12 protein-coding genes are annotated in these 11887 nt (G+C 70.2%); 6 read left to right on the forward strand and 6 right to left on the reverse strand.

Annotation, left to right across the window (positions count from 1 at the left end; all coding sequences use genetic code 11):
• Window positions 1-59: 59 nt before the first annotated feature.
• Genes BO221_RS37445 through BO221_RS37455 form a run of 3 tightly spaced genes read left to right on the forward strand, consistent with a single transcriptional unit; the run spans window position 60 to window position 3044 of the window.
• Window positions 60-1343 (forward strand): ABC transporter substrate-binding protein, encoded by a 1284-nt coding sequence (locus tag BO221_RS37445; protein WP_073565667.1) that lies wholly within the window; start codon window positions 60-62, stop codon window positions 1341-1343.
• A 13-nt stretch (window positions 1344-1356) separates the two neighbouring features.
• Window positions 1357-2241 carry a carbohydrate ABC transporter permease gene (locus BO221_RS37450; RefSeq protein ID WP_073565668.1) on the forward strand — a complete coding sequence of 295 codons (885 nt, stop codon included), beginning with the start codon at window positions 1357-1359 and terminating at the stop codon, window positions 2239-2241.
• Complete coding sequence (locus BO221_RS37455) at window positions 2241-3044, forward strand: carbohydrate ABC transporter permease (protein ID WP_073565669.1); 804 nt, start codon at window positions 2241-2243, stop codon at window positions 3042-3044. Before BO221_RS37450 ends, BO221_RS37455 begins: the two co-directional genes overlap by 1 nt.
• A 21-nt stretch (window positions 3045-3065) precedes the next feature.
• Here the strand turns inward: BO221_RS37455 and BO221_RS37460 are convergent, their stop codons facing one another.
• Window positions 3066-3959, reverse strand: a complete 894-nt coding sequence (locus BO221_RS37460; protein WP_158079982.1) for a lipopolysaccharide assembly protein LapB — start codon at window positions 3957-3959, stop codon at window positions 3066-3068.
• A 359-nt stretch (window positions 3960-4318) separates the two neighbouring features.
• On the opposite strand from BO221_RS37460, the gene BO221_RS37465 reads away from it, so the two are divergent.
• Both BO221_RS37465 and BO221_RS37470 read left to right on the forward strand, forming a co-directional pair.
• The gene (locus BO221_RS37465) at window positions 4319-5038 is read left to right on the forward strand and encodes a DUF4476 domain-containing protein (protein ID WP_158079983.1); all 720 of its coding nucleotides are present in this window, start codon (window positions 4319-4321) and stop codon (window positions 5036-5038) included.
• An 88-nt stretch (window positions 5039-5126) separates the two neighbouring features.
• Complete coding sequence (locus BO221_RS37470) at window positions 5127-6284, forward strand: dienelactone hydrolase family protein (RefSeq protein WP_198956265.1); 1158 nt, start codon at window positions 5127-5129, stop codon at window positions 6282-6284.
• A gap of 74 nt (window positions 6285-6358) precedes the next feature.
• On the opposite strand, the gene BO221_RS37475 is transcribed toward BO221_RS37470, so the two are convergent.
• The 3 genes from BO221_RS37475 to BO221_RS37485 all read right to left on the reverse strand — a co-directional run bounded on the left by BO221_RS37475 (window position 6359) and on the right by BO221_RS37485 (window position 8508).
• On the reverse strand, window positions 6359-6685 hold the full coding sequence (locus BO221_RS37475; RefSeq protein WP_073565672.1) for a TerB family tellurite resistance protein: 327 nt from the start codon (window positions 6683-6685) through the stop codon (window positions 6359-6361).
• Between the two features lie 100 nt (window positions 6686-6785).
• The gene (locus BO221_RS37480) at window positions 6786-7436 is read right to left on the reverse strand and encodes a hypothetical protein (RefSeq protein WP_143195913.1); all 651 of its coding nucleotides are present in this window, start codon (window positions 7434-7436) and stop codon (window positions 6786-6788) included.
• A 295-nt stretch (window positions 7437-7731) separates the two neighbouring features.
• Entirely contained in the window at window positions 7732-8508 is a 777-nt protein-coding gene (locus tag BO221_RS37485) for an endonuclease I family protein (protein ID WP_073565674.1), read from the reverse strand.
• A gap of 109 nt (window positions 8509-8617) precedes the next feature.
• Here BO221_RS37485 and BO221_RS37490 point away from each other — a divergent pair, with 109 nt between their 5' ends.
• The gene (locus BO221_RS37490; protein ID WP_073565675.1) at window positions 8618-9976 is read left to right on the forward strand and encodes a sigma 54-interacting transcriptional regulator; all 1359 of its coding nucleotides are present in this window, start codon (window positions 8618-8620) and stop codon (window positions 9974-9976) included.
• 21 nt (window positions 9977-9997) lie between these two features.
• On the opposite strand, the gene BO221_RS37495 is transcribed toward BO221_RS37490, so the two are convergent.
• Together BO221_RS37495 and BO221_RS37500 are read right to left on the reverse strand one after the other, a co-directional pair.
• Complete coding sequence (locus tag BO221_RS37495) at window positions 9998-10294, reverse strand: hypothetical protein (RefSeq protein ID WP_073565676.1); 297 nt, start codon at window positions 10292-10294, stop codon at window positions 9998-10000.
• A gap of 149 nt (window positions 10295-10443) precedes the next feature.
• Window positions 10444-11886, reverse strand: a complete 1443-nt coding sequence (locus BO221_RS37500; protein WP_083681999.1) for a serine/threonine-protein kinase — start codon at window positions 11884-11886, stop codon at window positions 10444-10446.
• Window position 11887: the final 1 nt, after the last annotated feature.

The following is an 11887-nucleotide window of genomic DNA, read 5'->3' on the forward strand; positions in this document are numbered from 1 at the left end:
GAGGGGGTGGTGCGAACGTGCTTGCCCCTGGCGTGGGGAGATGTGGACCATCGGGCCCTATGCGCCGCCCGCTCATCTCCGTGCTCGTGCTCGTGCTGGGGCTCGTCCTCGGGACGCTCCCGGGTTGCCGCCGCAAGAAGGAAGAGGCCTCCGTGGCCGGGGGGAAGACGCCGCTCGTCTTCAAGTACCAGCCGCTGGGAGACCCGGTGGCCTTCCGCGAGCTGCTCGCGGACTTCGAGCGGAAGAACCCGGACGTGGCGCTGAGCACCGAGGCGCTGCCGAACTCCTCGGACGTGGCGCACCAGTTCTTCCTCACCTCGCTGGAGGGTGGGGCGGACGACTTCGACGTGCTGGTGGTGGACGTCGTCTGGGTGCCCGAGTTCGCGAAGGCCGGATGGATCGCCGACATCTCCAAGGCCTTCCCGCCCGAGGTGTTGCGCCGGGATTTCCTCTCCGGCCCGGTGGAGGCGGTGGTGGTGGACGGCAAGACGTACGCGGTGCCGTGGTACGTGGACGTGGGGGTGCTCTTCTACCGCAAGGACCTGGTGCCCCAGGCGCCGCGCACCTACGCGGAGCTGGAGCAGTTCGCACGCGAGGCGAAGGCGAAGGACCCGCGGTTGCAGGGCTACGTGTGGCAGGGCCGGCAGTACGAGGGGCTCAACTGCAACGCATTCGAGGCCATCTGGGGCCACGGGGGCCAGGTGCTGGACGAGAAGGGGCGGCTGGCACTGGACACGGAGCAGGCCCGCGCGGGGCTGGAGTACCTGCGCAGGCTCATCGCCAGTGGCATCTCCCCGCCGGGCGTCACCTCGGCGGGCGAGGAGGAGGCGCGGCGCGTCTTCCAGTCCGGCCAGGCGGTCTTCATGCGCAACTGGCCCTATGCGTGGGAGGAGGCGCAGAAGCCGGACTCGCCCATCCGGGGCAAGGTGGGCATCACCACGCTGCCCACGGTGAGCGGCGAGCCGGGCTGGGGAACGCTGGGCGGGTGGCAGCTGGCGGTGAACGCGCACGTGTCGCCCAAGCGCAAGGACGCGGCCGAGCGGCTCATCGCGCACCTCACCTCGCCGGAGGCCAACGTGATGATGGCGTTGAGCTATGGCCGCAATCCGCCGAGGCCCTCGGTGTACAAGGACCCGAGGCTGGTGGAGCGGGTGCCCTTCATCGCGAGCCTGCTGGGCATGGTGGAGAACGCGCGGCCGAGGCCGGTGACGCCGTACTACAACCTGCTCTCGGACGTGCTGCAGAGCGAGTTCTCCGCGGCCATCGCGGGCATCCGCACGCCGGAGACGGCGCTGAAGCAGGCGCAGCGGCAGGTGGACCATCTCACCGGGCAGTTCGAGTAGGAGAGCGCGCGAGATGAATGGCACGGTGAAGGCCACGGGCTCCATGAGCCGCGAGCGGCGGCAGGCGTACCTGCTGGTGGCGCCCGCGGTGCTGGTGCTGGTGGGCGTGGCGGTGTACCCGATTCTCGCGGCGATCTGGCTGAGCCTGCACCGGCTCATCCTCGTCTTCGGCGAGCAGCGGTGGCTGGGGCTGGAGAACTACGGCTTCATGCTGGGCGACGCGCGCTTCTGGAACGCGCTGGGGAACACGGGCTACTTCACGCTGGTGGCGGTGTCGGTGGAGCTGCTGCTGGCGCTGCCGCTGGCCCTGCTGCTCAACACCGCGTTCCCGGGACGGGGCCTCCTGCGCGCCTCGGTGCTGGTGCCGTGGGCCATCCCCACGGTGGTGAGCGCGAAGCTGTGGGCGTGGCTCTTCAACCCGGACTACGGCCTCATCAACCGGCTGCTGCCGGGGCAGGACATCAACTGGCTGGGTGTGCCGGGGTACGCGCTGCACGCGGCCATCCTCGTGGACGTGTGGAAGACGACGCCCTTCATGGCGCTGCTCATCCTCGCGGGCCTGCAGGGCATCTCCGAGGACATCTACAAGGCGGCGCGTGTGGACGGCGCGTCGCGCTGGCGCTCGTTCGTGTCGATTACCCTGCCGCTGCTCAAGCCCGCCATCCTGCTGGCGTTGCTGTTCCGCACGCTGGATGCCTTCCGCGTCTTCGACGCCATCTTCGTGCTGACGGAGGGCGGCCCCGCCAACACCACGGAGACGTTGAGCATCTACGCCTACAAGACGCTGATGCGGGCGGGCAACTTCGGCTACGGCTCCATGCTGTCGGTGATGACGTTCCTGTGCGTGGTGGGGTTGAGCCTCGTCTACATCCGGTTGCTCGGGAAGGAGGGGCGGTGATGAAGCGGCCCGGACTGTGGCTGGCGACGGTGGCCTTCCTCACCTTCTTCCTGGGGCCCTTCTTCTGGCAGGTGCTGACGTCGCTGTGGCCGGACGGACAGCTCACCCAGCCCCTGCCCAGCTCGCTCACCCTCGACAACTACGTGAGCGTGCTGTGGGGCCGTCCCTTCCTCCAGGTGTTGATGAACTCGCTGCTGGCGGCCTCGCTCACCACCCTCTTCTGCATGGCGGTGGGCGCGTCGGCGGCGTTCGCGCTGGCGAAGCTGGAGTTCCGCGGGCGCGGCCTGCTGCTGGCCGCGGCGCTCGCCGTGTCCATGTTCCCGCCCATCGCCACGGTGAGCCCGCTCTACCTCATCCTGCGCACAGTGGGCCTGCGCGACACGCTGGTGGGCCTGGTGCCTCCCTACGCCACCTTCGCGCTGCCGCTCACGCTCTGGATTCTCACGTCCTTCTTCCGGCAGCTCCCGGACGAGCTGTACCGCGCCGCGCGGGTGGACGGATGCACTCCGCTCGGTGCCTTCTGGCGGGTGCTGCTTCCCCTGGCCGCTCCGGGCCTGGCCACCACCGCCATCCTCGTCTTCATCTTCGCGTGGAACGAGTTCCTCTACGCGCTCACCTTCCTGTCCTCGCCGGAGAAGCGCACGGTGCCCGTGGCCATCAGCCTCTTCGCCAGCGAGCACAAGGAGCCGTGGGGGGAGATCGCCGCCGCCTCGGTCATCGCCACGCTGCCCCTGGTGGTGATGACCGTCCTCTTCCAGCGGCGCATCGTCAGCGGGCTCACCGCCGGGGCCGTGAAGGAGTAGCTCGCCCTCCGGCGGTCCCCGTCACGCGTCGAGCACGGGCACCGGGGCGTCCTCACCCCGGAGGAAGGCGGCGAGCTCGGGCCACTCGCACGCGAGGTACTCGTACTCCGAGCCCCGCGCGGGCCGTTGGGGCAGGACGCATCCCGGTTTGAGGGGCACCAGCTGCCCGCCCAGCCGGCTGCGCGCGAAGGCGTGGATGACCGCCACCGCTCCCACGTCCGTCTCGGGCACGTCCTCGTGCACGGTGCGCTGGATGCGTTTCACCGCCTCCACGTACCTGCCCTCGCGGCAGAGCATCACCGCCTGCGCCAGCAGCGCGTGGTCCGTCTCGTCGAACATGGGGCGGCGGATGCGCCCCACCCACTCCCTGGCGTCGTCCAGCTCACCGTAGAGGGCCAGGATGACGGCCATCAGCGCGGGGACCTGGGCATCGCAGACCCTGGTGTCCCTTTTCCTCCCGATCCAGGTGGTCTTCTCTCCAAGGGCGAGGGCGCGCTCGTAGTCGCCCTGGCGGAACCAGGCGAGGGCGAGCGCGTAATAGCCCCGGCCGCGCGAGATATCGTTTCCGGCGGACACCGCGGCTTCCAGCGAATGGATGGCCGCATCGGGTCTGCCCGCCTGGAGCTGCTCCCAACCCCGCCGCTCCAGCTGGCGCACCCGCCAGCCCAGCCAGTGGCGGAGTGCCAGGCCCGCGCAGAAGAGGCCCGCGAGGACGATGGGCAGGGGGATTTGGGTCACCCCGAGGTCCACCTCCGAGAAGTCCGCCAGGGCGCTCGGGTCGAGCAGCATGACGATGCCGCCAAAGCCCGCGAACGTCATCACGCCGGATAGGAGGCTCAGCTGTTTGAGCCGGGCCCCGAGGAGCGGGTCATGCTTGAACGACGGGCGGAGGGAGGGAGTCGTGAGTGTCATCATGCCCGGCCCCCGTGCAATGCCCGGCCCAGGGTGGACCCACGTCTTTTCCGGCACCTGGCTCATCAGTGCGTCCATGCGCGGGATGCTCCGTCCGCAGGGGACGACGGCAGGGCCCCTGCTGCGCGTGTGATGACCTGGGCCGCCCCCTCCGGGCGCACCCGGTACGAACTTGTCCAACTGTTGGACAAGTTCAGGAAGACCGCGCCCGGACCCCGCTCCGCTGGCGGGCTCGTTGCTGGACCAACGAGCACGACCCACGAGGGTGGGGGGCCTGGGCGGGAATGGAGTGGATCCGTTTGAATGCGGACGCTCGCGGCCCGTCAGAGTGGGCAGATGCAGCAAGGACACAGTCCAGAAAGATGACTCCCATGAAGGCCCTCTTCGTCGCCATCACGCTCCTGACCTCGGTTGCCGCCTCCGCCCAGACAGCCCCTTCCTTCGCTCCTCCCCCCGGCCAGCCCACCGGCAACGCGCCTCCGACCTCGTCCAACGAGTTCCGCGGCGGCCGTGACGACGGCGACGAGTTCCGCGAGTACCGCCGCGGCCGCCGTGGCACCCTGGTGGTGCTCGAGCGCGAGGATGTGGAGCAGCGCCTCGCCGACCTGGAGAAGTTGCTGGGTCAGGCCTTCGAGAGCGGCAATCGCGGCAACGGCGGCAAGGCGAAGATCCGCGCTGCCTACGAGGAGCTGAAGGATCTCCGCGAGCTGGTCGCCGATGCTCCCGAGCTGCGGAGCCAGGGCCGCGGTGGTGGCTACGGCAACCCGGGCCCCACCCCGCCCCCGCCCCCGGCCTATCAGCCCATCGCCGACGGCAAGCTGCAGATGATCATGGGCTCCATGTCCCGTGAGCCCTTCGCCGAGAACAAGATGAACGTCCTGGAGGGTGCCGCCGGTACCCACTACTTCCTCGTCGGCCAGGTGCAGCAGGTGCTCAACCAGTTCCAGTTCTCGCAGGACAAGCTCAAGGCGGTGCGGATGCTGTGGTCGCGCGTGCTCGACCGGGACAACGCCTTCCAGCTCTACAACTCCTTCCAGTTCTCCAACGACAAGGCCGAGCTGAAGCGCATCATCTCCAACTGAGGCTCGGGTCTCAGGGGCCTTCCAGGGGCCGGGCTCGCGGGGCGGCAGTGCCCCTCGGGTCCGGCCCTTTGTGTTTGAATGGCCCGCGATGCGCTCCCGTACCCGCAGAGCGACGCTCCTGGCCCTCCTCGGCGGACTGCTGCTCGTGGGGGTGCTCGCCGTTCCGTACTACCTCCGGGGCCTGTCCCTGGTGGCTCGCGCCGGAGGCATGCGGGACGGTCTGGCCGGGAGCGTCTCCCGCTGGGGCACCACCCCCGTCACCGAGGAGGAGGTGCGGATTCCCTCCCGCCATGGCTCCCTGCGCGCCCGCCTCTTCCGGCCCGAGCGTCCCCGGGGCCGCACGGTGCTCCTCTCCACCGGTGTGCACGCGGATGGCATCGACGAGCCCCGGCTGGTGAAGCTCGCCAGGGATCTCTCCGCCGGAGGGCTCACCGTCCTCACCCCCGAGCTGCCCGATCTCCTGAGCTACCGCATCACCCCGCGCGAGCCGGACATGCTCGAGGACGCCGCGCTCTGGGCCTCCGGGCGGCCGGAGCTCGCGCCCGATGGCCGCGTGGGCCTCATGGGCATCAGTTTTTCCGGTGGGCTCTCGCTCGTCGCCGCCGGACGGCCCTCGCTCGCCGGCAAGGTCGCCTTCGTCTTCTCGTTGGGCGGGCATGGCGAGCTCTCGCGCGTGCTCGCCTTCCTGTGCACCGGCATCGAGCCCGGTGGCCAGCACCGCAGGCCCCATGACTACGGCGTGGCCATCATCCTGCTCAACGTGGCCGGCCTGATGGTTCCCCCCGAGCAGGTGGAGACGCTGCGCGCGGGCATCCTCACCTTCCTGCGCGCCTCGCACCTCGCCCTGCGGGACACGCGCCAGGCCGAGGAGACCTTCGCCGCGGCCCGGCGCATGCAGTCGGAGATGCCCGAGCCCGCAGCCACGCTCATGAAGTACGTGAACGAGCGGGATGTCGCCGCGCTCGGGCCGCTGCTGCTGCCGCATGCGAAGGTCTATGCCGGAGATCCATCGCTCTCGCCCGAGCTCTCCCCGGCCCCGTCCGCGCCCGTGTATCTGCTGCACGGCACGGAGGACTCCGTCATCCCCTCCATCGAGTCCGTGCTCCTCGCGCGCTGGCTGGAGCCCCGGACCGGGGTGCGGCTGTTGCTCTCACCCCTCATCTCCCACGCCGAGCTCGAAGGGCTGAAGGACCTGGACGATGTCGGGCGGCTCGCCGCCTTCTGGGCACGGCTGCTCGATGCGTAGGCCGACGTTCCCTCTCCCTCTGGGAGAGGGTCAGGGTGAGGGTCTACGCACTGGGGGGAGCATGCGGAACCCGCTCACAGGCCCAGCAACTCGCGAATCTGGCCGAGCATCTCCTCCTCGGAGAAGTGCACCTCGGCGTCGCTGCCGATGAGCGTGCGCGCCGTTGCGATCACCTCCTCCGGGTGCTGACGCAGCAGGCCCAGGTTCGGCGCCGGCAGGGGCTCGCCCAGCTCCAGGCACCGCTCCAGCCGTTGCAGCTCCGCCAGGGGGACCTTCCACCGCTGCGCCGCGCCAATGAGCGCATGCGCCTCGCTCGGCTTGAGCTCGTCGTCACTCCAGGCCACGTGCAGCAACAGCTTGAGCAGCTCGATGTAGAAGCGGTCGTCGGTCGGTGTCGTCATCCCGGTGTCGTCTCCGCTCCCGAGCGTCGCCCGTTCCCGCGTCTTCGTCCACGAACAAGGCGCCCGCTCCGGTAGCGGGTAGACAGGCGAGCCGCGTTGGCTACGCGCCCTGCCAGGTGAGGCGGAACGGTGTGCCGCACGCTTTCCTCCGGCACCGGAACAGGTAGCCCCGGCCGTTGTCACCGAACGCCAGTCCGAAGGGCATCGCCGCGAGCTGGGCCACGAAGCGCATGGGCTCGCCACAACACTCCGGTGTGGCATCCCCGTTCACCCAGCCGGCCACTCCGCCCACCTTGCTCTCCGGTGCTTCCTCCAACGCCCGGTCCAGCGCGGCGAGCTGCTCGTCCGTGGCCTCGTTGACGTCCACCGAGAGCGCCTCGGTGTCCTCCTCGGCCGGGGCCAGGCCCAGGTTCCATTCCGCGTACGGCAGGCCCTTGGGCCTCGCTCCCTCCACAGAGGCCGTGCCCGCCTCCACCGCCACCACCGCGTTGGCCCCACTGTGCGGATCCCACCGCTCACAGGCGGTGTCCGGGTTCTCGCACTGGAAGACGTACACCGCGGCGTAGGGTGACAGGTCCAGACGCCCGGGCACGTGCGGCAGCTGGAAGAGGAAGCGCATCGGCGTGCCGCACGCGGTACATGCGGGCCAGGGCAGGGGGCCCACGGGCTCCGGTGCTCCGCCCACCTTCGCGAGCGGTACGTCCGAGGCTCCAGGTACCAGCGCCCACAATGAGGAGAAGGTGGCCATCACGTGCGCAGCCTAGGTCTCTTCAGGAATGAGACCAATTCTCCCTCTCCCCTCGGGAGAGGGTTGGGGTGAGGGTATCCGGGCCCGTTCTTCAACCCGTGGCCCTCCAGTGTGGACAGGGGGTTCAACCCGGGATGCGTGGCACCCTCACCCCGTCCCTCTCCCGGAGGGCGAGGGGAAATGTCCGCGGGAAATGGCTTATGCCTGAGGCTGATTGGCTTGTGCCTGAGGCTGATTGGCTTGTGCCTGAGGCTGATTGGCTTGTGCCTGAGGCTGATTGGCTTGTGCCTGAGGCTGATCAGAAGTCCGCGATGCGCTGGGCCAGCGTGGCGTCGTCCACGAAGGGGTTGCGGTTGCCCTGGTACTTCTCGATGGCCCCGTTGCGCGTCAGTTCCGCGGCGTCCACCTGATCCTGCACGTTCCACTTCTTCAGCACCGCCTCCTCGGCCGCCGGAATCGCCTTCCCGTACACCGTGGAGAAGTAGAACAGCGCCCGCGCCACGTTGCCCTTGTGCTCGGGCGGCGGCTCGAACACCGTGCGGCCCTCGGCGTCCGTGCCCAGCTTCGCCCCGCTCGGGCTGCTCCACTTCACCTTCTGCACCTCGCCGAACGGGTAGCTGCTGCGCTGGCTGTTGGCCTTGCTGTCCGTGGGGAACAGGTGGTGCAAATCGCTCTTCGCCGCCCCCGTCGCCCCCTTCGACTGCGGCCAGGTGTGCTCCGTGTTCATGTCCGAGGCGTTCGGAATCTTGTCCGTGCGCAGCTCCCGGCCCGTGTACACGCACTTCACCTTCCCCTCGTGGTTGTCCAGCTCGGTGAAGATGATCTTCCGGGCCTGGTTGTAGCCGAGGTCCTTGTGCTTCGCGGCCGCGTCATGCAGCGCCTTGATGAGCGCCTTGTCGCTCAGCCCCTCGAAAGGCGGCGGCTTGCCCGGCACCGGCGTCTCGAAGACGTCTCCTCCCCCCTGGGCGGGGCGCGGCGCCGGAGCCGCCGGAGCCGACGCGCGGCGGGGCTCGGCGGGGGCGGCCGGGGCGAGGGCCGGGGGGCGGACGGTGGCGGCGGTCGAGCGGACGTGCATGGGTCGGTTCCCCGAAATTGGACCTACATGGGCCCAGGTACGCCCATATTGTCGTCGATGTGCGCCAGGAGTTGCGTGCGGGGGCGCGATGGGCTGCTAACCTCCGTCCATGGCCTCCTTTGATCGCCCTGAGAACCCCCCCGGAGCCGAGGATGTGAGCGTGACGCGGCCCTACGCGCACGCCCCCGGGGCTCCGGAAGTGACCGCCGTCCGGCGCTTCCTGCTCACCGTGGTGGAGGGACCCGGAGTGGGGACCGTCTGGGACTCTGTGTCCGATGCGTGCTCCATCGGCTCGCACCCGAGCAACGACTTCAACCTCGATGATCCCACGGTGTCGCGCTTCCACTGTGAAATCCGCGTGAGCCCCAAGGGCGCGCGGGTGAAGGATCTGGACAGCACCAACGGCGTCATCCTCGATGGCGTGCAGGTGGCCGAGGGGTACCTGCGCGGCGGCAGTCTCTTGCGGCTGGGCCGCGTGGTGGTGCGCTTCGACTACAGCACCGACAGCAACCGGCTGCCGGTGTCCGAGCGCACGCGCTTCGGCTCGCTGGTGGGTACCTCGGTGCCGATGCGCATGTGCTTCGCGCTGCTGGAGCGCGCGGCCGCCCGCGACGTGACGGTGCTGCTCGAGGGCGAGACGGGCACGGGCAAGAGCCAGGCGGCCCAGGCCATCCACCAGGAGAGCGCCCGCCGCGACAAGCCCTTCCTCACCGTGGACTGTGGTGCCATCCCCGCGGACCTGCTGGAGAGCGAGCTGTTCGGCCACGAGAAGGGCGCCTTCACCGGCGCGGCCCAGCGGCGCATCGGCGCCTTCGAGGAAGCGCATGGGGGCACCGTCTTCCTCGACGAGATTGGCGAGCTGCCCGCGGAGCTCCAGCCCAAGCTGCTGCGCGTGCTGGAGGCGCGGGAGTTCCGCCGCGTGGGTACCAACGCCTACGTGCCGGTGGACGTGCGCATCATCGCCGCCACGAATCGCGATTTGCGCGCCGAGGTGAACGCGGGCCGGTTCCGCTCGGACCTCTTCTTCCGGCTGGCGGTGCTGCGCATTCCGCTGCCGCCGGTGCGCCAGAGGCCCGAGGACCTGCGGTTCCTCGTGGAGCAGATTCTGGAGTCGCTGGGGGCGGACCCGGAGCGGACGAAGGCGCTGCGAGAGCCCGGCTTCATCGCGAAGCTGGAGCAGGCCGCGTGGCCGGGCAACGTGCGCGAGCTGCGCAACTACCTGGAGCGGTGCCTCGTGTTCGAGGACACCCTGGCGTTGTCGGACATGGTGCCGCCGGGCAGCCGCTTCGAGGTGGACCCGAAGGTGCCCTACGCCGAGGCGAGGCGGCTCGCCCTGGACGACTTCGAGCGGCGCTACCTGCGCGCGCTGCTGGAGCTGCACCAGGGCAAGGTGTCCCAGGCGGCCAGCGGCGCGGACATGGACCGCGTGTACCTCTACCGCCTGCTGCGGCGGCACGGCATCAAGTGAGCTTCTCCTGGGGCTCGCCGCTCAGTCTGGCGGCTCCAGGTAGTTGCCGTCGCCGTCGTTGATGGCATCCAGCGCGCGTCCCTCGCACTCCTCCGGGCTCGCGTGGGCCTTGCCTCCCGCGGTGGGGGCATCCTCCGTCCCCCGCGCTTCTCCGGCCTGCTCCATTGCCCGCAGGACGGCGAGCGAGCTCGCCTCGTCGGGTGTGGGACCCGTGAGGGCCCTGCGGGCCTTCACCTCTTCGGAGGTCGGTCCAACCAGGGCCCCCGTGGCGTCCCACCCAGCCTCCAGATCGTCCCACTCGTTGTCCGGGTCCGTCATGGCCGTACTCCTCTCCCGCCAGCTCAACCCTTGTAGGCTGCGCACGGCGGGCGGGGCTCACAGGACAATGGAGGCGGTGGGTCCCTGATACGGAGGGCGGGCCAGTGCTGGCCTGCTCCCTTGCTCTTCCGAAGGGCTCGACGGTGGCGTCAGGCCGCGTGCCGGGTGACGTGGCACAGGCCCTCGCGGCCCGGGAGCTCCTTCACCTGGAAGGTGTCCCGCAGCCCCTCGAGTGCCGCCTCCGTCACCACCACGCCTTTCCCCGGGTGCCCCCCCGTCCACGCCGACAGCCGCAGCAGCCGGCCTCCCCCCAGGGCCGGTCTCCCACTCGCGTCCGGGCGCAACGTCGCCGTGTCCAGGTGCAGCGTGGGCGTCAGTTTCACCCGTGCCCTCCCCACCCCCGGAATCGCTTCCTCCGCCAACGCCAGCGCCAGCTCCAACACCCGCTTCCGCGCCTCCTGCTCGGCCTCCGCCTCGTCCGGCAGCGCCGCCACCCCCAGCAGGAAGCTGCTCCCCTCCACCATCACCTTCAGCCCCAGCGCGTCCGCCCGCTCGCGCGCGTGCTCCATCAGCGCGTCCACCGCGTCCAGCGTGGCGTCGTCCACCATCACCCCCGTCCTCGCCTCCACGTACAACCCCAGCGCCCTCACCTGCGTCGCCCGGCTCTGTCCCTCCCCCCTCACCGCGCGCCGCAGCTCCACCAGCACCGCCTCCACGTCCGCGTAACGGTCCTCCCGCCGCTTCTCCAGGCAGCGCCCCACCACCGCGTCCAGCGCCGCTGGCACCGGCGCCCGCTCGCTCACCCGCGGCACCGGCGCGTGCAGGTGCTGCTCCTCCAACTCCACCTGCGTCGTCCCCTGGAAGGGCGGCTGCCCCGTGACGAGCTGGTACAGCAGCACTCCCAGCCCATACAGGTCCGTCCGCGCGTCCAGCGTCTCCCCCCGAATCTGCTCCGGCGCCATGCTCAGCGGCGTGCCCAGCACCATCCCCGTGCTCGTCATCACCGAGCCCCCGTGCTCCTCCGGCGCCAGCAGCTTCGCCACCCCGAAGTCCACCAGCTTCACCCTCGGGCCCCCTTCCCCCGCCAGCACCACCACGTTCTGCGCCTTCAAATCCCGGTGCACCACCCCCGCCCCGTGCGCCGCCTTCAACGCCGAGCCCACCTGCTCCAGAAGCTCCAGCGCCTCCCGCGCCGAGAAGGGCCCTCGCGCCGCCAGCTCCGCCGCCAGATCCCTCCCCTCCAGCCACTCCATCGCGATGAAGGGCCGGCCGTCCGCCAGCGTCCCGTGCTCCAGCACGTCGACAATGTGCCGGTGCCTCAGCCGCTTCAGCGTCTCCGCCTCCTGCTGGAAGCGGCGCAGCGCACTGCGCGCGGCGGCGAACTGCGGGTGCATCACCTTGAGCGCCACCGGCGTTCCGCTCCGCGCTTCCTTCGCCCGGTAGAGCGTCGACACGCTCCCCCGGTAGCGCGTCCCCTCGACGATGTAGCCGCCCACCTGCGCCCCCGGCGACAGCTCCTCGCCATACAGCGACCAGGCCCGGGCCTCGGGGGCTCGGGGTGCACCGCGCGAGTCGTCCTGCCTGTCCGTCATG

Origin of the sequence: Archangium sp. Cb G35 (genome assembly GCF_001896145.1) — a bacterium.
GTDB lineage: Bacteria > Myxococcota > Myxococcia > Myxococcales > Myxococcaceae > Archangium > Archangium violaceum.

What these genes read in the sequence shown, in the direction of transcription:
- BO221_RS37445 (WP_073565667.1), top strand. Translation starts at nt 60, where the DNA reads ATGCGCCGCCCGCTCATCTCCGTGCTCGTGCTCGTGCTGGGGCTCGTC.
- BO221_RS37450 (WP_073565668.1), top strand. Translation starts at nt 1,357, where the DNA reads ATGAATGGCACGGTGAAGGCCACGGGCTCCATGAGCCGCGAGCGGCGG.
- BO221_RS37455 (WP_073565669.1), top strand. Translation starts at nt 2,241, where the DNA reads ATGAAGCGGCCCGGACTGTGGCTGGCGACGGTGGCCTTCCTCACCTTC.
- BO221_RS37460 (WP_158079982.1), bottom strand. Translation starts at nt 3,959, where the DNA reads ATGATGACACTCACGACTCCCTCCCTCCGCCCGTCGTTCAAGCATGAC.
- BO221_RS37465 (WP_158079983.1), top strand. Translation starts at nt 4,319, where the DNA reads ATGACTCCCATGAAGGCCCTCTTCGTCGCCATCACGCTCCTGACCTCG.
- BO221_RS37470 (WP_198956265.1), top strand. Translation starts at nt 5,127, where the DNA reads ATGCGCTCCCGTACCCGCAGAGCGACGCTCCTGGCCCTCCTCGGCGGA.
- BO221_RS37475 (WP_073565672.1), bottom strand. Translation starts at nt 6,685, where the DNA reads ATGACGACACCGACCGACGACCGCTTCTACATCGAGCTGCTCAAGCTG.
- BO221_RS37485 (WP_073565674.1), bottom strand. Translation starts at nt 8,508, where the DNA reads ATGCACGTCCGCTCGACCGCCGCCACCGTCCGCCCCCCGGCCCTCGCC.
- BO221_RS37490 (WP_073565675.1), top strand. Translation starts at nt 8,618, where the DNA reads ATGGCCTCCTTTGATCGCCCTGAGAACCCCCCCGGAGCCGAGGATGTG.
- BO221_RS37495 (WP_073565676.1), bottom strand. Translation starts at nt 10,294, where the DNA reads ATGACGGACCCGGACAACGAGTGGGACGATCTGGAGGCTGGGTGGGAC.
- BO221_RS37500 (WP_083681999.1), bottom strand. Translation starts at nt 11,886, where the DNA reads ATGACGGACAGGCAGGACGACTCGCGCGGTGCACCCCGAGCCCCCGAG.